We start from the raw sequence: 21,543 nt of genomic DNA on the forward strand, positions 1-21,543 counted from the left end.
CTTGTTACCATTTTAGACTACGTAAACTTATCTAAATAGCTTTTCAACTCATCTTTTATGAATTGATATACGACTGATCAAGAATTAGATTAGTTCAATATAGCGATAAAAAAGCACTCAACTTGGTTGGGTGTTTTTTTGGTTAAAAAAAACAGGCAACTAAGAATCCTCTAATTTTTCATTGAACATTTGTCTTTATTATCTATAATATAGCCAACTTTAATTGGCTATTATTTATTAAAGTCGAGATAAGCCTATCAATCGTTCAGTATTTAGTAAAATTAAGGGATAAGATGTTTTGTAATAACTGTAATCAAGAAAATTCAAGCGAGGCAGGATTTTGTTCAAAATGTGGGCATCAGTTCTCTGACGTTCAAGCACAAACACCGCCACCATTAACGCCAGTTAATATTTCTAAAGATGCGCAAATCCCGCAAAACCATTCAGCTTCCAGTTCTGAAAATGCCGATGCTTTATTGGCAGCTTTCGTTGGTAAAAATTATGATGATTTCTACCGTAATAAATGGTTTAAAGATAGTGAGCCACGCCTAGAAGTTAATAACGATGGTTCGAGCATTCACAGTTTTAATATTGCTGGACTGCTCTTGGGAACATCTTGGTTATGCTATCGTAAAATGTACTAGTCGCTTTTTTATTGTACTTGGCATTAATGCAGTTGATTTAGTCTTAATGCATCTGCTCGGTATGGAGGCGTATAGCTCTATAGGTCAAACCAGCTTTTTTTCGCATGGGCAGTACTGACAGGACTTTTAGGTAATTATTTTTACTTTAGTCACAGCGTCAAAAATATAAAAAAAGTCATGAGTAATACAGCTGACCCAGCGACGGTCGAACAGGAGTTAGCGGCAAAGGGTGGTACGTCATGGGTTGGCGCCATCGTGGGTAGCATATTATCAGTATTGCTATCTATGGGTATGTCCTATTTGTTTGCGCCTGAGTGGTATTGGTTGGTGTAGTACGTCTAATAAAATAAGGTTAATCTAAGGAGGCGAGACAAAAGTGATGGAACCATTAAAACAACATATGATTTGGAACTAACGGATAAGGATTATGGGCAAGGTTGGGCTTTTGGTCGCCCAGTCGGCATCACCACGGCTCAATGGCCGCGAAGCAGGATTAACGGTCTACCGATGGCGCACTTATGGACGATATTAGTGCCTGAAGCGTATCGCATAAAAGGGAAAGATCTCGTGGCAATATCGCTTTTTCAAGCGGATGATCATGTTGAAGATAGGGTAGACGGTGTTGAAGATATGATTGCTAATCTCACTGAGGTAAATGATACAGACGCTGAGAATTTTTGGGCGTCACTGAGTCGCTATGCTAACCATCGTCACCCTCAAGAAATCTATCTTGAAGATATGATTGGTGGTGGCTGGACATTGATTTGGCTAACCAAGGAGGAGTTTGAAGAGGAAGCGACAGCATTGCCTAGTAAAGAAGATGGTATATATCCAGACTATGAAATTGAAGCGTGGAGTAGCACTTGCTTTGTCAAAGATGAACCCGCTCAGTTTATTAAGCACGTTGTCCGAATAGATGATCCTAACATTGGCAAGATGCTCGATGAGTGGGCAGATGAAGATGATGTGAACGCTTATATTCCGATGTTCTCTGAAAAAGGTGAGATGTTAAAGCTTGATAGGTTTCATGCAAAAAGTCATTTTGGTGGTACGGCCAATCCCATTCAAGCGATACCAGAATTTAGCCCTTTTTATATTGAGTTTGAAGAAACGCTTGGCGATGCCAATATGGGCGGTGGCAATGGACAAATTGATTTGCTGAATAATGAGTTTGATTGGGCGTGTGGTTAACTGTTGATAACGTAAAAGTGACTTATGATGTGTCCAGCAAGCCGCCTGCGACGATTGAGTGGGAATAAACCTCTACTTAGTCTTTAGCTGAAAACAAAAAAACACTCAACTGAGTTGGGTGTCTTTTTGTCAATAAAATTATATTAAGGTAATGGTATTTCTAATTGGCTTTTAGAGTCCAAGTATATCCTTGTAGCTTCAAGTAGGTCGCTCTGATACTTAGCACGTTTTAAAACATCTCTAGAAGGGTAAGTTATACTATTGATTATATTAAAACTCTCTTGAAAGTATCGTTCGTATTCTTTATTAGAACAAGTTAAGACTTTTAGTATCTTTTCACAATACTTACTCATACCTTTAGAGTTTGGCTGAATATTTTTTACTTCTCCATGAACTAGGTGTTTGAAGATAAAGAGTACATGCCAACGCAACGCTGAATGTGTGTTTGCATCTAGCTTTTTGCTATTGATTAAAGAGTTTAATTTATAATGAGTTAAAGCGGCAACATAATAAGAGATCTCTTGATCTGTCTCTTTAAATAAGTTTTCTCCTTGAATCTCAAATATTTTGGCAACGTAGCGTGCTGAGTTATGAGGTTGATCAAGGAACATTGCGTTGTAAGCTCGACATAAAAGCTTTATGTCGAATATTCTAGATTGTTGATGATTATATTGTTTATATTCATTTTCTCTTCGCTCAAAATATATCCTGTTATCGCTACTTTGTGCATCATTTTGAATGATAAAAAAACTTTGTATTTGTTTGGTTTTTTCTTTAAGTGAAAAGAAGGATTCTTTAGGTATCTCGGTTTGACTGTTTGTAGCAGAAATGATTTCAGTAATATATTCTTCATCTGTAGATTCTATACATTTGACAACTATATTAGTATCTTCATTCAAATGTTCATAGTTGTAAAATAGAGTGTTACTAGTCTGACATCCATTTATAATTTGATAGTTTTTTAAATGTATCTCTTTTGAGTTAGGTGTTAAGGTTAATTCAGGAGTAACGATAGTAATTCCATTATTTAGAACAGAAAATATTTTCTTCTTGTTGGAATCTTCTAAAGTGGTTCTTATTTTATTATTGACAGGAGTTTCACCTATAGTGCATTAAGTATAAAAATGTTATAAGATAAACATCTCAACAGATATACTCAATTATCATGACTTACTCACTAGATTATCGCAAACAAGTTCTTAAAAGCTTAGCAGATGGCATGACCTTTGCCGAGGCAGCCTCTTTTTATGACATTAGTCCAACCACTATTCAAAAGTGGAAGAAACGGCTGCATAGTAAGAGCACTCGCAATGTTACGCCATCAAAAATACCGGATGATGCACTACGCAAAGACGTTGAGCGTTACCCTGATGACTATCACTATGAGAGAGCAAGACGGTTCAACTGTACTGCCCCAGCCATTTGTGAGGCTTTAAAACGCCTAGGCATCAGTCAAAAAAAAACCTTAGAGCATCCAAAAGCATGTCCAATAAAAAGAGCGGCGTATCAGAGTAAGCTTGATAACTTTAAACAGCAAGGTTATCCCATTGTGTATATGGACGAAAGCGGTTTTGAAAGCCAGACCATTCGTCCTCATGGTTATGCACCGATAGGCAAACCCTGTATCGACAGCTACAACTGGCAAGGTAAAAAGCGAACCAACGTCATTGGGGCTCTATATGAAAAGATGCTATTTGCACTGGATTACTTTGAACACAACATTAACAGCGGCATATTCTACGATTGGTGCAAACACACCCTAATCCCAAGCCTTAAAACCAAATGCGTGATTGTCATGGATAACGCTCGGTTTCATAAAAGTAGACGTATCCAAAAATTACTGAACAGGCATGGTCATCGTATCCTATGGCTGCCGCCGTACAGCCCAGACTTGAACCCTATTGAGAAAAAATGGGCTCAAGTGAAGTTTCTACGCCAAGGGTGGATGGAAAATGACTTATCCAAATTATTTTATGATGTTTGTCCTAGACATAACACTTTTGTTTTGAACTGACTATAGAAAAGCTCGTATATTCTCTTCAAAAACTTCGTTTTTGATGTTTCCATTTTCATCTCTTAAAAGTTTATCTACAAATTCTCTAGCATTAATAAGTGCAATATATGACTGAGGTATATTAGGCATTTCGGGAATACCAAAGTACTCTTGAAGATGTAGTTTAGCTTCATTGGTAGAATTAATACTATTCCAAATCTTAATTAATTCATTTCTACCTAAAGGTTCAATCAGTATATTTCTGAATATACCTAGATTATTAACGTCTCTATCAATTATCTGAAAAGAAGCAACTATTTCTCTTTCTCTACTATATACACCACTTGTACAGTAATACATCTCTATATCAGGGAGTTTATTTGCAACCTTATTAAGGTTGTCTAGTATTACATTTAATATTTTTAAAGCTTCTAGGTTAACTTCTCCATTAGGTAGCTTTGGATCTAGCGAAAGGAAGTCTTTAATACCTGATCCAAAGTTTGCTATTTCATCTTTTACAAATCTCTCGCCACTTTTTGATTGAGTAATAATAAGCTTCGTATTTAATCCAGTTTTATGTGTATCGAAAGCCTGAAGAGCATCGTCCTCTGATAATATAAGTTCACCGTCTATTATGAAAGCTAAGCCATCAATGGAGGCATCGTCTTCTTTTGTTGTAACATTGAAAGGATTAAATCTTCCAAGAAAAGACTTCGATACAACACAGTAATTACAGTAAATCTCAAATAAGGTACTTTCATTTTCATCTATCTCGAATTGTTTAGCTATTTCCTCTGTGTTTTTTTAAAATAACGTGCATAGACTTAACCTTAAATTGAAAGGGTTTTATTATCACTAATTATATACATTGATGATATTTAATTATACTGTCATATAGTGCATTAAGTATAAAAATGTTATAAGATAAAACATCTCAACAGATATACTCAATTATCATGACTTACTCACTAGATTATCGCAAACAAGTTCTTAAAAGCTTAGCAGATGGCATGACCTTTGCCGAGGCAGCCTCTTTTTATGACATTAGTCCAACCACTATTCAAAAGTGGAAGAAACGGCTGCATAGTAAGAGCACTCGCAATGTTACGCCATCAAAAATACCGGATGATGCACTACGCAAAGACGTTGAGCGTTACCCTGATGACTATCACTATGAGCAGACAAGACGGTTCAACTGTACTGCCCCAGCCATTTGTGAGGCTTTAAAACGCCTAGGCATCAGTCAAAAAAAGACCTTAGAGCATCCAAAAGCATGTCCAATAAAAAGAGCGGCGTATCAGAGTAAGCTTGATAACTTTAAACAGCAAGGTTATCCCATTGTGTATATGGACGAAAGCGGTTTTGAAAGCCAGACCATTCGTCCTCATGGTTATGCACCGATAGGCAAACCCTGTATCGACAGCTACAACTGGCAAGGTAAAAAGCGAACCAACGTCATTGGGGCTCTATATGAAAAGATGCTATTTGCACTGGATTACTTTGAACACAACATTAACAGCGGCATATTCTACGATTGGTGCAAACACACCCTAATCCCAAGCCTTAAAACCAAATGCGTGATTGTCATGGATAACGCTCGGTTTCATAAAAGTAGACGTATCCAAAAATTACTGAACAGGCATGGTCATCGTATCCTATGGCTGCCGCCGTACAGCCCAGACTTGAACCCTATTGAGAAAAAATGGGCTCAAGTGAAGTTTCTACGCCAAGGGTGGATGGAAAATGACTTATCCAAATTATTTTATGATGTTTGTCCTAGACATAACACTTTTGTTTTGAACTGACTATAGCAAACAAATATCGTATTTTTTTACGAAGGCTTACTATATCATTTATTTAAAAAAAAGCAGCACCCCAAAAGAGTGCTGCCATTATCTAAAAACCTATCTTCTAACCAAAACCCTATCCCTTCACATTCACCACATAACGCCCAACCACCTTGCTCGACATAAAGCGATCTAAGTATTCTGGCGTTTGCTCAAGCGTAATCTCTTCGCCATAGCTCTCTAGATTAGGCAGTTTCATATCAGTGGCGACACGCTGCCAAATGGCTTCTTTATCAGCCAGTGGAATATACACCGAGTCGATACCCAATAAAGACACCGCGCGGGTGATAAAAGGTATCACTGACATCGAAAACTCAGCGCCGCTTGCTAAACCACAACTGGTCACCGCACCGCCAGATTTGGTTTGCTTTAGCAGGTTGGGTAAGTAGTCGCCGCCAATAGTATCAATGGCATTTGCCCACAGCTCACGACCGATAGGCTTATTACCGATTTCATTGATGGTATTGCGATGACGCACTTCGCTCGCGCCCAATGCTTTCAAATGCTCGCTTTGCTCTGGCTTACCTGAGAAAGCAATCACCTCATAACCCAGCTGACTCAAAATAGCGATACTGATCGTACCGACGCCGCCTGTTGCACCAGTTACCGCGACTGGACCATCACTGGGTTTTGCACCCATTTTTTCTAGTTTTTGGATACTGAGTGCTGCGGTTAAGCCGCCCGTACCGTAAGTCATTGCTTCTTTTAACGTCAGCGTTTTTGGGCAGGGCAATGCCCAATCGGCAGGGATAGAGATCATTTGACCCAGACCGCCATCCGTATCCATGCCCAAATCATAGCCAAATACCAATACTTCTTGCCCCGCGGTAAACGTACCTGATTTGTCACTGACCACGACGCCTGCCGCATCAATACCAGGGGTATGCGGATATTGTTTGGTAATTCTTTTATTGCCCGATGCCGACATGGCATCTTTGAAATTTAACGAGGAATAATGCACTTCTATCAATAAGTCGTTTTCTGGCAAGTCGCTGATGTTGCGTTCTTGAATACTTTTGCTAAAGCTGCCGTCGGTATTTTCTTCGACGACTAAGGCTCTAAAGGTTTTATTATTAGACATCATATTATTCCTAATGAGGTTATTTGGTGTGTGTTTTTACTTGCACGTACATCATTTGCAACTACATCGATGTATGTAAGACAGTCATTTATGCTTTTAACAACACCTTACCATTCTTACTTGCCTGCAATTTACCATCGACGGCCTTGACGATATCTGCCAAATCAAACGTCGCTTCAACGGGCAGTTTTAAATTGCCATTGTTAGCACGTTCGATCAGCTCATCAATCAAGCGCTGTTTGTTTTCAACGCTCATTTCTTGACTGATTTTACTGCCCCAAAAGCCTTTAATCGTTGCTTGTTTAAAAATAATATGGGTTGGATCTAGTACCATTGGTTTGCCTGACATGATGCCAAACGATGCCAATGTGCCACCATGACCCAGTAACGCCAGCAGATCATTACTCGACTCACCACCGATAGAATCAACCGCGGCACTGATTTTCTCATCACCAAGGATGGCTTTTACTTGATTTTTCCAATCGTCATCTGAGGTGTTGATATTATGCTTGATACCCAGTGCTTCTAATTCCTTGATAGCATCGTCACTTCTCACGACATTAATGGTGTTAATACCACGCGCGGCGGCTAGCATGGCGAGCGATTTTCCGACCGCGCCATTGGCAGCATTATGGATCACCCACTGACCGCTTTTTAGTGCTAAAAACTCAATCAGCATCAGCGCGCTGAGTGGCATCGCAATGAGCTGCGCCGCCATTTCGTCCTCTAAGCTATCAGGCATGACAAATACCATGTCTTTTGAGGCGACAAAATACTCTGCCCATGTCGCTTGTACGCTCGCCGCTGCCACGCGCTGACCCACTTTTAAGTCTTTGACATCCTGACCGACGGCATCGATAATGCCGACCGCTTCGCTACCACCAACCGCTGGCAGCTCAGGTTTAAAGCCATATTGACCGCGAATGGTTAATAAATCATGGTTGTGGATAGAGGCGAGTACCATTTTGACTCGGACTTCATTGGCTTTTGGTTCAGGAATAGGTGTGTCACCTAAACTGAGAACGTCAGATGGTTTACCGAAGGTACTATAAGTTGCGCTACGCATAATCATTGCCTTTATTTATTTTTAGGTTGTGAGCAACAGTAACAAGTTTGTCTCAGTACCCTCAATGTTACTTTAGTTAAGGAATGTTATGTATTGCTCGTATCGCGTGTAGTAAAGCATGAGAAGTAATGCATGATAAGTAACGAATAAGTAGTCGCACCATTAACGTCTACTAAGAGGCTTTATCCTCTTGGCTTAAGTCGCCGACGATGACTGTGAAATCACCGTCTACCATCTCTGTGAGTAATGGCTCGCCTTTGTCATTGACGCGAAACAGACCATATTCAGCCGCTTCAAACGCCTCAGCATGACCTTCTTGAAAGAAAAACGCATTGGTCGCCAATTGCACACTGCCGTTACGGATGCGGTAATAAATGGGCAGCTCACTTTTAGTTAACTCTTCACGACTATTACTATCAGCTAAGCGGACAAAATGTCCTACATTATTACCATCGATTTTCACAATGACATAACCGTCGCTTGGCTCATAAATACGAAAATCTGTATCAAACTCGTCTAATTCTACATCTAGTTCTGAGCCTAATTCGTCTTGTGTTGAATGAGGGTGCTTTGAGCGCATGGCATCAAAAATATCGCGCTCCAGTGCATAGCTTAACGCCATATAATCGCCTTGCATAAAACCGCGTGGATCGACAGGTGCCAGCGCTAATAATACTGTTTTGCCAGTGGTGAGATGGGTTTCGTATTTGATGATATTCATCGTCATTACGACCAATATCAGTGCTAACCCAAGTAAGGCAACAGTGATGGTAACGGCTCGTTTTTTTAGCCAATGCGTGGATGGTGACGTGTCATCAATCAAGCGCTTAGTCAAAATTTTATTTTTCATGAGTGGCGCTCCTGATGTTCGTTGGCGCTCATTGTCAAATCAGTATCGTCGATAAGGGAGTGAGCGAAATAGCGTTTAATCAATAGCCAACGCCCCATCAGCATGGTCAGTCCGACGATTAGCATTGAGAGAGATTTGATTAGCAACGAAGTATCGAGCTGATAGTAATACCAAAATACATAGCTGACCAAGGCGGTGACGCCCAAACCTAATAGCACTCGTTGGCTATTGGCGATCGCAATGACGATGATAAGGCTGGTCGCGAGCAGTCCTGAGACGTAAATCGATATTATCCCAAGCAATACAATCGCACCACCAATGAAGAGTCCCGCTGCCGATAGTAATTTAACGTCGTAACGTTTTAGAATCAGATAAGCGGCATAAAGGCTGGCAAGTGTAAGCAGTACTTGCGCCAAATAGTAATTGTAGCGAAAAGTGTCGCCATAATAAGTAGCAAGGCTATGACTATGTTCAGCGGCGATAAAGTACACAGAAACGCACAACAGCATCAGCGCGCTGGCGTAACCAAGGGCTTTAATAATATCAAAAGCATCCGCGCGCCATTTACTAGGTATACGCTGCAATAGAGAATAGCGTGATAAGTTGCTGCCAGTCGTAATCAGCGCCAGTAATCCCAAGCTAACCTCAGGCAGATGATAATAGTTAAGCAGATAAACCGTCAAACCTAGCGTCATTATGCTGCCCAATAGGCGATAGATACGGTTGGGCATAATGACCGTCATAACGGCTTGCACGATTAAAAAAAGCCAAACATCTATAGGATGTGACAAATTATTATCAAATAAAGCAAAGGCAATGTAGGCTTGCCCAGCCGAGCTAATAGCCAAGGCAAGGCTACTGGTAAAGGTGTTATCACGGCTTTGCTTGTTTCTAAATAGGGCAAAACCCGCCGCGCTGAGCACTATACCCGTGATTAACAAGGCAATGACACTGTCAAAGCCATTGGTACTAAACAATAATAAAGACAGAAAGGCGATTAGAAACAGACTCGCTACAATACCGCTAAGACCAAAAAGTATTTGTATAAACCAAGGAGTATCGTTTTGAGAGTGATTATTCGCTATCGTTGCCTTAACACTTGTCTCACCAGTACGGGCATCAATCACATTGCCATCAATCAATCCAAGCTGTTGCAGCTGTAAAAGGACCTTGTCCGAGTGTTGATTATTCATATCATTACTCATAATTACCTCCTTTGACGACAGCACTTGGGAGGTTGTTTTTGCTGTTTAAACGTGCCGCATGACGCAGCCAAACAACCGCCGCTGAACTCATGCCAATCAATAATAGGGCTAAGATGAGAAAACCACCCATATCAAAATTGTCTAAAAACAACTTACCCGCCCAAAACATCACCACGATAATGACAGACCACATAAATAGGTCAGCATTAATAGATTGATGCGATACCAATAAAATCGCCAAACTATAAATCCGCACCAGCTCATCCATAGCAGCAAAGTGATTAGCATCATTACAATATTGGCGTCATCAAAGACACAAAGAATGGCAAGGTAGGTAATAAAATAGCTGCTGAGTAAACCGACGACATAAGCGCTCCAATCCAGCTCGGACTTAAATCGGCTGCGTGTGACTGATGGTGGTTGACGGTCGATAAACACGAGCCACAAGTTTAGCGCCACAAAATTAACCGCAGCACACACCTACTTGCAAGACACCTTCATAGAAGTAATTGATAAAGGCAAAGTCCATAACGCCGAAATATAAGATGAGACCAGTATTGATTAGCTCCAACCACAGCAGCCATAGCGCAGGGAAGCGGGCGATAATTACCCACGGAACAATTAATACGGCCCAACCGAAAAATAGCTGCCACGTATCAGCACCCGTTTGATAAACCTGCCCGAACAGCGCCAACAAGCTACCCGTAATCACGCTGGCAATGAGCAATAATAATTGGCGGATAAGCTGAAACCGTCGCCTAAAAGACAGTGCAACGTACAAGGCAATAGTGACAAATAACGCCCCTTCGACCAAAGCGAACTTGCCCATTTTGTCCATATTTATCCAGTTATAGGCAAAAAAAACACCAGCGATAATACCAGCGCTATCGCCCCGATAATCAGCATGGCTTTATCAAAAAAGACCAGCCATGAGCGTTTGTTAGGATAGACTTGCAAATGAATCGCTGCATCGTTGGCATGCGTCAATGGCAGTATGCCTTGCTTGAGTAAATGCTCGATAGTACGCCGTGGTTGGCTCATAGCGTCCTCTAAATAAAAAGATAATGTTGCTTATCTTAGCTTTTTTGTGAGAGGCAGGTGTACTAAAGTTTATAGTTTTTTACTCAATAAAACTCAATAAAACTCAATACGACTGAGCAAATGCTCTTGGATGAGATATGCGCAAATATAAGCGCTCGGCCACGCGACTATACAATCAAAGTTTCATCAAAAGATCAGCGTTATTAGCTTTATAAAAAGGAATTAATAGTGATATTGATAGGTATTTATTCTAAATTTAGTGATTTTTATCATGATCTTACTCAGCTATTACAAAAATAAGTAATTGCAAAAATGAAAAAGTTGCACGATTCTGAATAGCGAATAGGTCTAGTTTTGAGTGTCGAAAATACCACACTATTATTCATCAGCATAGGCTTAAAAATTCTATCAAATGATTAGTTATTAACAATAGTCTTATAAATAAAATTCATCATATCTACTAGGGTTTTATTGCTTGATAGCATTGATTTCATTCACTTGACAGTGATAATTAGTGATTTAGAAACTGAAATTTGTAGTAATAAGACAGGCTTCGAATGAGCGGTAGCATATTGCTGATGAAAGGTAATAAGTAGCTATAAAAATTACTAAAGTAATAGTAATCTCATCTGGTTTTTGGTCGTCGAAACTGCTTTGACGGCAACCTTATTTTGCTTGTTAGTATCGGCGAGGAATTAAAACTTATTGACATTTATATCGTTTTTAATTACTAATAGTTGTCTACAATATGACCAATAGTTAGTTAAAGTATTGTTAATAAACATAGTCAATATACGGATATATTAACTCGAATCACTACTATTTAGTTGATCCGCCCAGCCACTGACCAGCAAGGATAGCTATTATATGATGCGCACTCCTAATCACTTTTTGTCCTCTATATTTTTGCCTACCTCTCTTGCGCTCGCCATGTCTATAACTGGCTGTAGTAGCGATAAGTCTGGCACTGACAGCCAAGCAGCTGCCGTTGATCCTAATGTACTGGCTGATACTCAAGCGCTCGTCGTCAATAATGGTACTGAACCTGAATCACTTGATCCACACAAAGTATCGGGTGTACCAGAATCTACCCTTGGCCGCCAGATGTTAGAAGGTTTAACCAATACGGATACCGAAGGTAAGACCATTCCAGCAATGGCAACCAGTTGGGAAAGCGAAGACAATAAAGTATGGACCTTTAAGCTGCGCGATGCTAAATGGTCAAATGATGATCCAGTAACGGCAGAAGATTTTGTCTACAGTATGCGCGCGCTTGGTCGATCCAAATACTGCGTCGCCGTATTCAAGCTATTTGGTCGATGCCAAAGTAGTCAGCGCTGATCAAATCGTTGATGGTAAGGCAAGCATTGAAACCCTTGGCGTAAAGGCTATCGATGATAAAACTTTGCAAATTACGTTATCAGAGCCAGTCCCTTATTTTCCAGATATGTTGATTCATAATTCAGTCAAGCCCGTTCATAAAAAGACAGTTGAAGCCTTTGGTGATAAGTGGACAGCTCCTGAGAACATCGTGGTTAACGGTCCTTACAAGCCTACCCAGTGGCAAATTAACGACAAAATCGTTTTAACGCGCAACGCTTCTTATTATGACGATGCCAATACGACTATCGATACCGTCACTTTCCTGCCGATTCCTTCTAGTACGACTGACGTCGCACGTTATCAGGCGGGTGAAATCGATGTGACCTACAATGAGATTCCAACCGAGCAGTTCGCTTCGCTTAAAGAGCAAGTAGGCGATCAGCTAACCGTATCTCCTTATCTTTGTACTTATTATTACGAGTTTAATACGGTCAAGCCACCGTTCAACGATCCCAAAGTACGCCGCGCTTTAGCCTTAGCTTTGGACCGCGACACCATTGCAGATAAAGTTATCGGTCAAGGACAGACGGCCGCTTATCAGTTGACACCACCTGCCACCAATGGCGATATTGCAAATAGTCCAGAATGGTCGACTTGGGATCAAGAAAAGCGGGTTACTGAGGCCAAAAAACTGCTCACTGAAGCAGGCTATAGCGATAGCAATCCGCTGACTTTTGAGCTGCTATACAACACCAATGACAATCATAAAAAGACTGCGGTCGCGGCTACTTCACTATGGAAGCAAGCGCTCGGCTTCGTCGATGTGACTTTGACCAATAAAGAATGGAAAACCTATTTGGATACCCGCCGTAATGGTAATTATCAAATCGCGCGTGCTGGCTGGTGTGGTGATTATAACGAAGCGTCAGCTTTCTTAAATATTGCCAAATCTGATAATAGTGGCAACTACGGTAAATACAATAATGCTAACTTTGACAGTTTAATGGCGCAAACGCTGAAAGCTGGCGTTAACCCTGAGCAGCGTGCCAACCTATACAAGCAAGCTGAAGCTCAGCTCGATCAAGATATGGGTTTACTTAACATTTATCATTACGTCAGCCCGCGTCTAGTAAAACCTTATGTCATTGGGTTTCCAACTAAGGATATATTAGACAATTGGCAGGTAAAAAATCTCTCAATTGCTAAGCACTAATCGTTTGACTGATCGCTGAATAACTATCGATTGAATGTCTGAGGGCGGTAAAAGCAGCTGGTTTCATTTATCGCTCTTATTAAATAACGCTGATAGCGTCATTAGTTTCATTTTTCACAGCCACTCTTATTAGGCGTGTTAGATGAAACTTTTGTTATTTATAAACGACGATTATCGATCGTTTATTTAAAACCAAGTCATTGAAGATTGCTAGTTGAACGATAACTGGGCGTTAGGTTTGTGCTAGTTATCTCATTTTAATTTAGCTGAAAAATAAGCATCATTATAAAAGGCATTATGCTAAAACTGATTTTTCGGCGTATCTTAGAAGCCATTCCGACCTTATTCGTATTGATCACGGTCTCCTTTTGATGCGTTTGGCGCCAGGCAGTCCGTTTACGGGTGAGCGTAGCTTGCCACCTGCGGTACTGGCAAATATCGAGGCCAAATACAATCTCAACGATCCTATGTGGCTACAGTATGTTAATTATCTAAAGCAGCTAGCGGTAGGCGACTTTGGACCGTCTTTTAAGTATAAAGATTATACGGTTAACGAGCTGTTGTCGCAGTCGTTTCCTGTCTCTATGGAGTTGGGTCTATACGCTTTTATATTGGCATTGGTCTTAGGACTTATCTTCGGTGTTATCGCAGCCCTTAAGCAAAACTCATGGACTACGTACTGATGGCCTTTGCTATGACAGGCGTTGTGATTCCAAGCTTCGTTAAAGCGCCATTATTAGTGCTGATCTTTGCCATTATTTTGCAATGGCTACCAGCTGGTGGCGGAATGACGGGGCACTCAAAAACCTTGTATTACCAGTCGCCGCTTTAGCGCTCGCTTATGTTGCGAGTATTGCTCGTATCATGCGCGGCTCGATGATCGAGGTGATGAATAGCCAGTATATCCGAACGGCTAAGGCGAAAGGTTTGCCGATGCGCCAAATAATGATGAGGCATGCGCTGAGACCCGCACTACTACCCGTTATCTCTTATTTGGGCCCAGCCTTTGTCGGTATTATTACAGGCTCTATTGTGATTGAGACTATCTTTGGTTTACCTGGTATTGGACAGTTATTCATTAACGGCGCACTCAATCGTGATTATGGGGTAGTGCTTAGTTTGACCATTTTAGTCGGGGTATTGACCATTGCCTTTAATGCTATCGTCGATATTTTATACGCGGTAATTGATCCAAAAATTCAGTATTAAGACGACCATTTAAGCGCATTATCATTCCAATACGGTTTGATGGGTATCATTCATTATTATTATGCTAAATAGATTATTAAAAGGACGACTATGAGCCTTACCGCAGACCAGACAACTGACCTAGCAGAAATAGGGGCTCAGGAAATCAAAGGCCGCAGCCTTTTGCAAGATGCTAAGCGCCGTTTTTATCGCAACAAGGCCGCCGTAGCCAGTCTTTTTATCTTGCTACTCGTGGCAGCTTTCGTCATCTTTGTACCGATGTTAGCACCTTTTGGTTATGCCGAAACCGACTGGAACTTTATGCAGTCCGCGCCAGCCATCGATAATAAGCACTACTTCGGTACTGATTCACTCGGTCGTGATTTGTTAGTGCGAACCGCAGTAGGTGGTCGTATCTCCTTGATGGTAGGCGTCGCCGGCGCTACGGTTGCAGTGATTTTCGGTACGATATACGGTGCAACGTCAGGCTATCTTGGTGGCAAAGTCGATACTGTTATGATGCGTGTATTAGAGATTTTAAGCGCCTTCCCCTTTATGTTTTTTGTGATTTTATTAGTCACTATCTTTGGTCGTAACCTTATCTTAATCTTTGTGGCGATTGGACTGGTATCGTGGCTGGATGTTGCGCGTATCGTTCGCGGGCAAACGCTAAGCCTGAAGAGTAAAGAGTTTATCGAAGCTGCGCACGTAGGCGGCGTATCAGGCTTTAATATTATCTTACGCCACATCGTGCCCAATGTACTCGGGGTGGTGGTGGTTTACGCCTCTTTATTAGTGCCAACGATGATTTTGTTTGAGTCATTTTTAAGCTTTTTGGGACTTGGTGTTCAAGAGCCGATGACCAGTTGGGGGGCGCTGTTGCAAGAAGGCTCAAAAACCATGCAGGTAGCACCTTGGCAGATTTTGATTCCCTCAGCTTTTTTGGTCATTACTTTATTTTGCTTTAACTTTATTGGCGACGGTCTGCGTGATGCGTTTGACCCTAAAGATCGCTAAGAGGGTGACATCATGAAAAACCAAAGTATGAAGGATAAAAGCATGGAAGGTAAAAGTATGGAAGATAAAAACATAACAACTCAAAAGATTCATAACGCCGCCAACGCGCCTAGTGCTACTGAGAAAATAGAGTCTACTACCTTTAAGATGGGTACTGGTTCAGCGCTCGATAAGCCAGCTAATGCAGAAAATACCTTGTTAGCAGTCAAAGATTTATCGGTACAGTTCACGACCGAAGAGGGTCTAGTAACGGCGGTTAATGGCTTAAATTTTAACCTACATGAAGGCGAAACCTTAGGTATCGTTGGTGAGTCCGGTTCAGGTAAGTCGCAGACAGCGTTTGCTATTATGGGGTTATTGGCAAATAACGGTTATGCCAAAGGTTCGGTACGCTTTGAGGGTAATGAGCTACTAGGATTGTCACAAAAAGCACTAAATAAAATTCGTGCCGAGCAGATCGCGATGATCTTCCAAGATCCGATGACCTCATTAAATCCTTATATGAAGATAGGCGACCAGCTCGCTGAAGTATTGATTTTACATAAAGGCATGAGTAAAAAAGACGCTTGGGCCGAATCCATACGAATGCTAGACGCGGTTAAGATTCCAGAAGCCAAGAACCGTATTGGCATGTATCCGCATGAGTTCTCAGGTGGTATGCGTCAGGGTCATGATAGCGATGGCATTATTATGTCGCCCTAAGTTGTTGATTGCTGATGAGCCAACCACCGCGCTCGACGTGACTGTTCAGGCACAGATTATGGTTCTATTAAACGAGCTAAAACGCGACTTTGGCACCACCATTATTATGATTACCCATGATTTGGGGGTTGTGGCGGGTATCTGTGATCGAGTACTGGTGATGTATGCTGGGCGTACCATGGCGTATGGAGAGACTGAAGAGATTTTTTATGCCCCAAGTCATCCATATACTATCGGGCTACTAAAAGCGATTCCGCGTTTAGATAACGATATGGGCAAGCTTGAAACCATTCCAGGTAGTCCACCAAATTTATTAGATTTGCCTGCAGGCTGTTTTTATGAGCGCTGTTCTCATGCTATGGAGATCTGCCGTGATACACCGCCACCGCTGGAATTTCTACCGAACGAGCGTCAACGCGCTTGTCACTGGCACTCTGAAACACCCGTTGATCACTCACTAGATAGCTCAGCAGATATCGATGCCAATAATCAATCAGGGATGGAGGGCTAGCTCATGATGATAAAGAATTTAGATAGCGCCAAAAGCAATAATCCAGCACCGTTATTGCAAGTAAAGGACATTCATACCACTTTTAATATCAAACAAAAAGGCACTTACTTTTGGCAGAAGCCTGTCACTCTAAAAGCAGTTAATGGGGTATCGTTTGAGCTATTTGCTGGTGAGACTTTAGGGGTGGTAGGCGAATCAGGCTGCGGTAAATCAACACTGCTCGTACTATTATCGGGTTGATACAAGCTGACTCTGGCAGTATCAGTTTTGTGATGAAGAGATGGTGGGTGCGTCCAAAAGATCATGAGATTAAAGCGAAAAGACATTCAAATGATCTTCCAAGATCCGCTGGCGTCACTTAACCCGCGCATGACGGTAGGGGATATTATCGCCGAGCCTCTTCGCACTTATTATCCTGAAATGAAGAAGCCTAAGGTGCAAAACGAGGTACGCGCCATCATGAAAAAGGTGGGGCTACTGTCCAATCAAATTAACCGATATCCGCATGAGTTTTCAGGAGGTCAGTGCCAGCGAATAGGCATTGCTCGAGCACTGATATTAAAGCCCAAAATTATTATCTGTGATGAGCCAGTCTCCGCCCTTGATGTCTCGATTCAGGCGCAGGTCATTAATTTATTGCAAGATGTGCAAGAAGAGATGGGGTTAGCGCTTATTTTCATTGCCCATGATCTTTCTGTGATTAAGCACATTGCTGATCGAGTCTTGGTCATGTATTTAGGCAACGCCGCCGAACTGGGTTTGAACAAAGCCGTATACGGCAATCCGACTCATCCCTATACCAAAGCACTGATGTCTGCTGTACCGCTACCTGACCCTATTGCTGAACGTAACAAGGTCATTCAGTTATTAGAGGGTGATTTACCCAGTCCAATCAATCCGCCGTCAGGTTGCGTTTTTCGCACCCGTTGCCCACTAGCTGATGAGGAATGCGCACAGATTAAGCCCGTGTTAGAAGGCACTATAAATCACCGAGTGGCTTGTTTAAAGAATAAGGTCGAGGTGGCTTAAAAGTGGTTTTTGGTTTATGGATATTGACTGTATTAAAAGCAGGCGTACTTATTCAAATGCTCTTAATACAATCTAATACTTTTACTCATTGGTTTTAAACGTCAGCAGTTAGCATCAATCAATCAGTTTCACCGATATCAATAGCCATTTCATTAAGTAATATTAATTAATGTTGTTAGCTGACCACAATGATGGCTTGGGGATGGCTTTATTACGGGAGTAATTAGGAAGGTCATTAAAGTCTCTTATCCAGATCCAGTTACTTATTATAAGATGACTCAACGTCCCTAATATTCAATCAAAAAATACCCTTTTATCTTCACATAAATGCCTTCAGCAAGGCTGTGCATACGACCACAGATTTCTTAATTCATAGCGGCATGATGATTTACCATCAGTACACAGCAATGCTTCATCATGGCATTCTCATACTTTAACTTCTAGCTGGTTCAATAAAACTCAATACGACTGAGCAAATGCTCTTGGATGAGATAGGCGCAAATATAAGCGCTCGGCCACGCGACTATAAAGGCATATTTCCATGAGTGAAACAGCGTGATAAAGAACCCATCGACGAATCCTACATTGATCAGCAGCAATGCAGTTGAGATAATCGTGGACATTAGCGTGCCATTAAAAAGGTGAAATAAGCCGGTAGTACTTGCGCCGTGTGCGTATTCTAATGGTAGGGAATTTTGCCATAGTGTGGGGTGTCCTACATGGTGATGGTGGCGTTTGATGAACGATGAACGATGGGCGTAGCGTCATGTGTCGTCATTACTAACCATGATATCGTATGTTGTTGAGTGGATAAAATCGTTATATCAATGGGTGGATTCGTTATATTTTAATGACTGTTGTCTCATGCATCAAAATAAAAATCCTGAAAAATAAAAAACTAAAGATGATTAATTTTGCTACGATAAAATCGATTACAACCCACGAATAAGGCAATAAAATGACCGTGCACAAGCAGCGAACATTGGGCATCATCGGTGGTATGAGTTGGGAGAGTAGCGAAAGCTATTATCGGCTGATAAATGAGGGTGTCAAGGATAAGCTGGGTGGCTTACATTCAGCAGATTTATTCATACATAGCGTGGACTTTGCGTTGATTAATAAGCACCAAGAGCAAGATGAATGGGCAGCGCTGGGTGTAATCATGGCCAGCAGTGCTCAGCGTTTGCAAGCCGCTGGCGTACAAGGGCTCATGATTGCCTCTAATACGATGCATAAATTACTCGATGATGTGCAAGCCGCGACGCATTTACCCGTTATTCATATCGCTGATGCCACTATTGCCGCCATCAAAAAACAGAATCTGTCTAAAATTGCCTTACTAGGCACTCAGTTTACGATGACGGAAGATTTTTATAGGCAGCGTTTGGTGGATGCAGGGCTTCAAGTGTTGATACCAGAGAGTGATGCACGAGCAGAGGTACATCGAATTATCAAAAAAGAGCTGTGCGTCGGTCAATTTAAAGACAGCTCGCGCCAGTATTATCAGCAGGTGATCAAAGATTTAGCAGATCAAGGCGCAGAGGGCGTCATCTTAGGCTGTACAGAAATTGGACTGCTTATTAAACAAGCAGACAGCCCAATTCCCGTATTTGATACCACTTTGATTCATGCAGCGGCAGCGGTGGATTTTTTTAGAGTAGCGCGGACTGATAAAAGTATTTAAGCCTATAACGTTTTGACCAAGCGTTCTAGTAACTCAATCGTACGCTCTTGTCTAACCAAAGCGACGCCTTGTCCTGCCCATAAAGACTGATACTCCGGGTCAAGATTATTGGTCGCATGACCACGCAAAAATTTGGTCATCGCATTTAATTGTGGATAGGGCGGTAGCTCATGCGCACTTTCAAATTGAGCAAAATCACGCAAATAATCATTTAATAAACCACGAGCTTGTTTACCTGAAAACAGTCTCGTTAAGCGTGTCTCAGTACTGCGCTTATCTTCACTGGCATTGAGTAGCGCTTGCTTATAAATATCATTAATGCCGCATTTATCTGTGGTCAAAAAAGCCGTTCCGATTTGCGCCAGCTCAGCGCCAGCCGTTTGTACTGCTTTGATGTCTTGACCAGTCATAATACCGCCGGCTGCGATTAACGGAATATCGGTAAACGCGCGCGTTTGACTAATCAGCGTCAATAATCCCAATGGATCGTTTTCACTTTGCGTGAGCCAGCCACCGCGATGTCCACCTGCTTCCGCCCCTTGTACACAGACCGCATCTGCCCCAATATCGCTCCATGCTTTGGCTTCTAATGGATGATTTGCCGTCCCGATGACTCGCGTGCCGACACTTTGCAAACGCTGAACTTGCTCGGCGCTGATAATACCAAAGGTAAAACTGGCGACAGGCACAGGATTGTCATAGAGCACTTGCAACTGCTCAGCAAAGCTTTGTGCAGGACGATCGGGGAGCGTAAATTCTATATTCTGCTCTTGGTAATAATTACTCAACCAAGTAGGTACGGTATCAAAGGCGCTCGACTCCTGCTCAGACAATACCATTAGATTAATCATAAAAGGGCGATCGGTGAGCGATTTAATGGCGTCAATATGGCTATGCAAAACCTCTGGCGGCGTCATGCCCGATCCCAATGAACCCAGTCCACCAAAGTTACTCACTATCGCCGCCAGCTCAGGTGTGGTTGCGCCTGCCATGGGTGCTTGAACGATGGGGTGGGTCAGATTAAGGATATTTAGTAAGGTCATGACGGGCGTCCTTTTTATGTTATTAGGTGTTTTATCTCACTTACTTTAACAGAACAGGATAAAGAGCGTGTTGGATAGTGTTTATTTAGTTGCTGAATATGGGGATGGATTTTGACTACAATTTCGTAGTTAAAATATTTGACTATGATTCTGTAGCTAAGTATTATAACTACAAATTCGTAGTCAAAATAGGATTAGAGATGAGCACAGGAAACATAGTGACAGGCGATAATTATTTTCCAAGACCTGCTGATGAAAAAAAACTATGGAGACATTTGTCAGATGGTGCTCATGTTTTATTGCTTGCACCTAGACGAGTAGGAAAATCTTCATTGATTACTCATATTAAAGACCAACCTAAATCAGGTTATGCAGTTATATATGTTTTGTGCAAGCTTGTGATAATGAGCAGAGCTTTTATCAAAAAATGCTACGTGAAATCTATCGTTCCGACCATATTAAAAAATCCGAAAAGATAAAGAGTAAGCTCTCAGAGTGGGCAAAAGGTATTAATTTTAGCTTGTCAGTTAGTCCAACGAACATCGAAGCTGGGTTAGGTAAAGAAAAGGGTGAGACCAAAATTTACTCATGAAATGATTCGAGATGTACTGTATGAGAGCCTGAAATTGAGTGAAGAGACCATCATTATTGCAATTGATGAATTCCCTGATGTACTGGAGAAAATATCTGATGAACATGGTAAAAGAGGTGTAGAGCAGTTTTTATCGGGTATTCGCGCACTGTGTCAAGACCCTGAATTCAACGAAAAAGTTCAGTTTATCTTAACAGGCTCGATAGGGTTAGATACATTAGCAGAAAAATTGGCAGTTACCGACTTAATTAATATGTTGGTGAATATGAGTGTTCGCCCTTTTAAACGATCGAGCAGTAGAATTTATAGACTTTTACATTAAT

28 protein-coding genes and 1 pseudogene are annotated in these 21,543 nt (G+C 41.5%); 18 read left to right on the forward strand and 11 right to left on the reverse strand.

What is annotated here, in order from left to right:
• Positions 1–293: 293 nt before the first annotated feature.
• The 3 genes from G7Y90_RS03655 to G7Y90_RS03665 all read left to right on the forward strand — a co-directional run bounded on the left by G7Y90_RS03655 (position 294) and on the right by G7Y90_RS03665 (position 1,835).
• The gene (locus G7Y90_RS03655; RefSeq protein WP_250163421.1) at positions 294–644 is read left to right on the forward strand and encodes a zinc-ribbon domain-containing protein; all 351 of its coding nucleotides are present in this window, start codon (positions 294–296) and stop codon (positions 642–644) included.
• A 177-nt stretch (positions 645–821) separates the two neighbouring features.
• Entirely contained in the window at positions 822–977 is a 156-nt protein-coding gene (locus G7Y90_RS03660) for a hypothetical protein (protein ID WP_250163422.1), read from the forward strand.
• Positions 978–1,049: 72 nt separating this feature from the next.
• Positions 1,050–1,835 (forward strand): hypothetical protein, encoded by a 786-nt coding sequence (locus tag G7Y90_RS03665; RefSeq protein WP_250163423.1) that lies wholly within the window; start codon positions 1,050–1,052, stop codon positions 1,833–1,835.
• A gap of 143 nt (positions 1,836–1,978) precedes the next feature.
• Here the strand turns inward: G7Y90_RS03665 and G7Y90_RS03670 are convergent, their stop codons facing one another.
• A complete protein-coding gene (locus G7Y90_RS03670) occupies positions 1,979–2,941 on the reverse strand; it encodes an AIPR family protein (RefSeq protein WP_349773411.1) in 963 nt (320 codons plus the stop codon).
• A 59-nt stretch (positions 2,942–3,000) separates the two neighbouring features.
• On the opposite strand from G7Y90_RS03670, the gene G7Y90_RS03675 reads away from it, so the two are divergent.
• Positions 3,001–3,849, forward strand: coding sequence for an IS630 family transposase (locus G7Y90_RS03675; RefSeq protein ID WP_250163424.1), 849 nt, complete (start codon positions 3,001–3,003; stop codon positions 3,847–3,849).
• Here G7Y90_RS03675 and G7Y90_RS03680 read toward each other — a convergent pair whose 3' ends face one another.
• Positions 3,850–4,188 (reverse strand): hypothetical protein, encoded by a 339-nt coding sequence (locus G7Y90_RS03680; RefSeq protein WP_250163425.1) that lies wholly within the window; start codon positions 4,186–4,188, stop codon positions 3,850–3,852.
• 596 nt (positions 4,189–4,784) lie between these two features.
• Here G7Y90_RS03680 and G7Y90_RS03685 point away from each other — a divergent pair.
• The gene (locus G7Y90_RS03685; RefSeq protein WP_250163426.1) at positions 4,785–5,633 is read left to right on the forward strand and encodes an IS630 family transposase; all 849 of its coding nucleotides are present in this window, start codon (positions 4,785–4,787) and stop codon (positions 5,631–5,633) included.
• 118 nt (positions 5,634–5,751) lie between these two features.
• Here G7Y90_RS03685 and G7Y90_RS03690 read toward each other — a convergent pair whose 3' ends face one another.
• The 7 genes from G7Y90_RS03690 to G7Y90_RS03720 all read right to left on the reverse strand — a co-directional run bounded on the left by G7Y90_RS03690 (position 5,752) and on the right by G7Y90_RS03720 (position 10,918).
• Complete coding sequence (locus G7Y90_RS03690) at positions 5,752–6,759, reverse strand: YhdH/YhfP family quinone oxidoreductase (protein ID WP_250163427.1); 1,008 nt, start codon at positions 6,757–6,759, stop codon at positions 5,752–5,754.
• A gap of 85 nt (positions 6,760–6,844) precedes the next feature.
• Positions 6,845–7,822 (reverse strand): zinc-binding dehydrogenase, encoded by a 978-nt coding sequence (locus G7Y90_RS03695; protein ID WP_250163428.1) that lies wholly within the window; start codon positions 7,820–7,822, stop codon positions 6,845–6,847.
• 172 nt (positions 7,823–7,994) lie between these two features.
• Positions 7,995–8,672: a GDYXXLXY domain-containing protein gene (locus tag G7Y90_RS03700; protein ID WP_250163429.1), complete on the reverse strand. Its 678-nt coding sequence runs from the start codon at positions 8,670–8,672 to the stop codon at positions 7,995–7,997.
• Positions 8,669–9,877 carry a DUF4401 domain-containing protein gene (locus G7Y90_RS03705; protein WP_250163430.1) on the reverse strand — a complete coding sequence of 403 codons (1,209 nt, stop codon included), beginning with the start codon at positions 9,875–9,877 and terminating at the stop codon, positions 8,669–8,671. The genes G7Y90_RS03700 and G7Y90_RS03705 overlap by 4 nt, the downstream gene beginning before the upstream one ends.
• Positions 9,870–10,133, reverse strand: coding sequence for a hypothetical protein (locus G7Y90_RS03710; RefSeq protein ID WP_250163431.1), 264 nt, complete (start codon positions 10,131–10,133; stop codon positions 9,870–9,872). Before G7Y90_RS03710 ends, G7Y90_RS03705 begins: the two co-directional genes overlap by 8 nt.
• A 207-nt stretch (positions 10,134–10,340) precedes the next feature.
• Positions 10,341–10,706, reverse strand: coding sequence for a DUF2157 domain-containing protein (locus G7Y90_RS03715; RefSeq protein WP_250163432.1), 366 nt, complete (start codon positions 10,704–10,706; stop codon positions 10,341–10,343).
• Positions 10,707–10,717: 11 nt separating this feature from the next.
• Complete coding sequence (locus G7Y90_RS03720) at positions 10,718–10,918, reverse strand: hypothetical protein (protein ID WP_250163433.1); 201 nt, start codon at positions 10,916–10,918, stop codon at positions 10,718–10,720.
• 867 nt (positions 10,919–11,785) lie between these two features.
• Here G7Y90_RS03720 and G7Y90_RS18390 point away from each other — a divergent pair.
• The 10 genes and pseudogenes from G7Y90_RS18390 to G7Y90_RS03760 all read left to right on the forward strand — a co-directional run bounded on the left by G7Y90_RS18390 (position 11,786) and on the right by G7Y90_RS03760 (position 17,901).
• Complete coding sequence (locus G7Y90_RS18390; protein WP_349773396.1) at positions 11,786–12,259, forward strand: ABC transporter substrate-binding protein; 474 nt, start codon at positions 11,786–11,788, stop codon at positions 12,257–12,259.
• Positions 12,171–13,454, forward strand: a complete 1,284-nt coding sequence (locus G7Y90_RS03725) for an ABC transporter substrate-binding protein (protein ID WP_349773397.1) — start codon at positions 12,171–12,173, stop codon at positions 13,452–13,454. The genes G7Y90_RS18390 and G7Y90_RS03725 overlap by 89 nt, the downstream gene beginning before the upstream one ends.
• Positions 13,455–13,825: 371 nt before the next feature.
• On the forward strand, positions 13,826–14,137 hold the full coding sequence (locus G7Y90_RS03730; protein ID WP_250163434.1) for an ABC transporter permease family protein: 312 nt from the start codon (positions 13,826–13,828) through the stop codon (positions 14,135–14,137).
• Positions 14,122–14,286: a hypothetical protein gene (locus tag G7Y90_RS03735; RefSeq protein WP_250163435.1), complete on the forward strand. Its 165-nt coding sequence runs from the start codon at positions 14,122–14,124 to the stop codon at positions 14,284–14,286. Before G7Y90_RS03730 ends, G7Y90_RS03735 begins: the two co-directional genes overlap by 16 nt.
• Positions 14,220–14,663, forward strand: a complete 444-nt coding sequence (locus tag G7Y90_RS03740; RefSeq protein WP_250163436.1) for an ABC transporter permease subunit — start codon at positions 14,220–14,222, stop codon at positions 14,661–14,663. Before G7Y90_RS03735 ends, G7Y90_RS03740 begins: the two co-directional genes overlap by 67 nt.
• A 90-nt stretch (positions 14,664–14,753) precedes the next feature.
• Positions 14,754–15,659 (forward strand): oligopeptide ABC transporter permease OppC, encoded by a 906-nt coding sequence (oppC, locus tag G7Y90_RS03745; protein ID WP_060490135.1) that lies wholly within the window; start codon positions 14,754–14,756, stop codon positions 15,657–15,659.
• Positions 15,660–15,671: 12 nt separating this feature from the next.
• Positions 15,672–16,361: an ATP-binding cassette domain-containing protein gene (locus G7Y90_RS17680; RefSeq protein ID WP_284143819.1), complete on the forward strand. Its 690-nt coding sequence runs from the start codon at positions 15,672–15,674 to the stop codon at positions 16,359–16,361.
• Positions 16,339–16,872: an oligopeptide/dipeptide ABC transporter ATP-binding protein gene (locus tag G7Y90_RS17685; protein ID WP_284143820.1), complete on the forward strand. Its 534-nt coding sequence runs from the start codon at positions 16,339–16,341 to the stop codon at positions 16,870–16,872. The genes G7Y90_RS17680 and G7Y90_RS17685 overlap by 23 nt, the downstream gene beginning before the upstream one ends.
• Before the next feature lie 6 nt (positions 16,873–16,878).
• Positions 16,879–17,406: pseudogene (locus G7Y90_RS03755) on the forward strand (ATP-binding cassette domain-containing protein); the annotation flags it as partial.
• Positions 17,407–17,601: 195 nt separating this feature from the next.
• On the forward strand, positions 17,602–17,901 hold the full coding sequence (locus G7Y90_RS03760) for an oligopeptide/dipeptide ABC transporter ATP-binding protein (protein ID WP_250163922.1): 300 nt from the start codon (positions 17,602–17,604) through the stop codon (positions 17,899–17,901).
• 449 nt (positions 17,902–18,350) lie between these two features.
• Here the strand turns inward: G7Y90_RS03760 and G7Y90_RS03765 are convergent, their stop codons facing one another.
• Entirely contained in the window at positions 18,351–18,524 is a 174-nt protein-coding gene (locus tag G7Y90_RS03765) for a DUF2798 domain-containing protein (RefSeq protein ID WP_250163437.1), read from the reverse strand.
• A 335-nt stretch (positions 18,525–18,859) separates the two neighbouring features.
• Between G7Y90_RS03765 and G7Y90_RS03770 the strand changes: the two genes are divergently transcribed.
• Entirely contained in the window at positions 18,860–19,585 is a 726-nt protein-coding gene (locus G7Y90_RS03770; RefSeq protein WP_250163438.1) for an aspartate/glutamate racemase family protein, read from the forward strand.
• A 2-nt stretch (positions 19,586–19,587) separates the two neighbouring features.
• On the opposite strand, the gene G7Y90_RS03775 is transcribed toward G7Y90_RS03770, so the two are convergent.
• On the reverse strand, positions 19,588–20,628 hold the full coding sequence (locus G7Y90_RS03775; protein WP_250163439.1) for an NAD(P)H-dependent flavin oxidoreductase: 1,041 nt from the start codon (positions 20,626–20,628) through the stop codon (positions 19,588–19,590).
• 200 nt (positions 20,629–20,828) lie between these two features.
• Between G7Y90_RS03775 and G7Y90_RS03780 the strand changes: the two genes are divergently transcribed.
• Both G7Y90_RS03780 and G7Y90_RS03785 read left to right on the forward strand, forming a co-directional pair.
• Positions 20,829–21,107, forward strand: coding sequence for an ATP-binding protein (locus G7Y90_RS03780; RefSeq protein WP_250163440.1), 279 nt, complete (start codon positions 20,829–20,831; stop codon positions 21,105–21,107).
• Positions 21,108–21,254: 147 nt separating this feature from the next.
• Positions 21,255–21,542: a hypothetical protein gene (locus G7Y90_RS03785; RefSeq protein WP_250163441.1), complete on the forward strand. Its 288-nt coding sequence runs from the start codon at positions 21,255–21,257 to the stop codon at positions 21,540–21,542.
• Position 21,543 lies beyond the last annotated feature (1 nt).

The sequence above is a fragment of the Psychrobacter sp. WY6 genome (assembly GCF_018448495.1).
Classification (GTDB): domain Bacteria; phylum Pseudomonadota; class Gammaproteobacteria; order Pseudomonadales; family Moraxellaceae; genus Psychrobacter.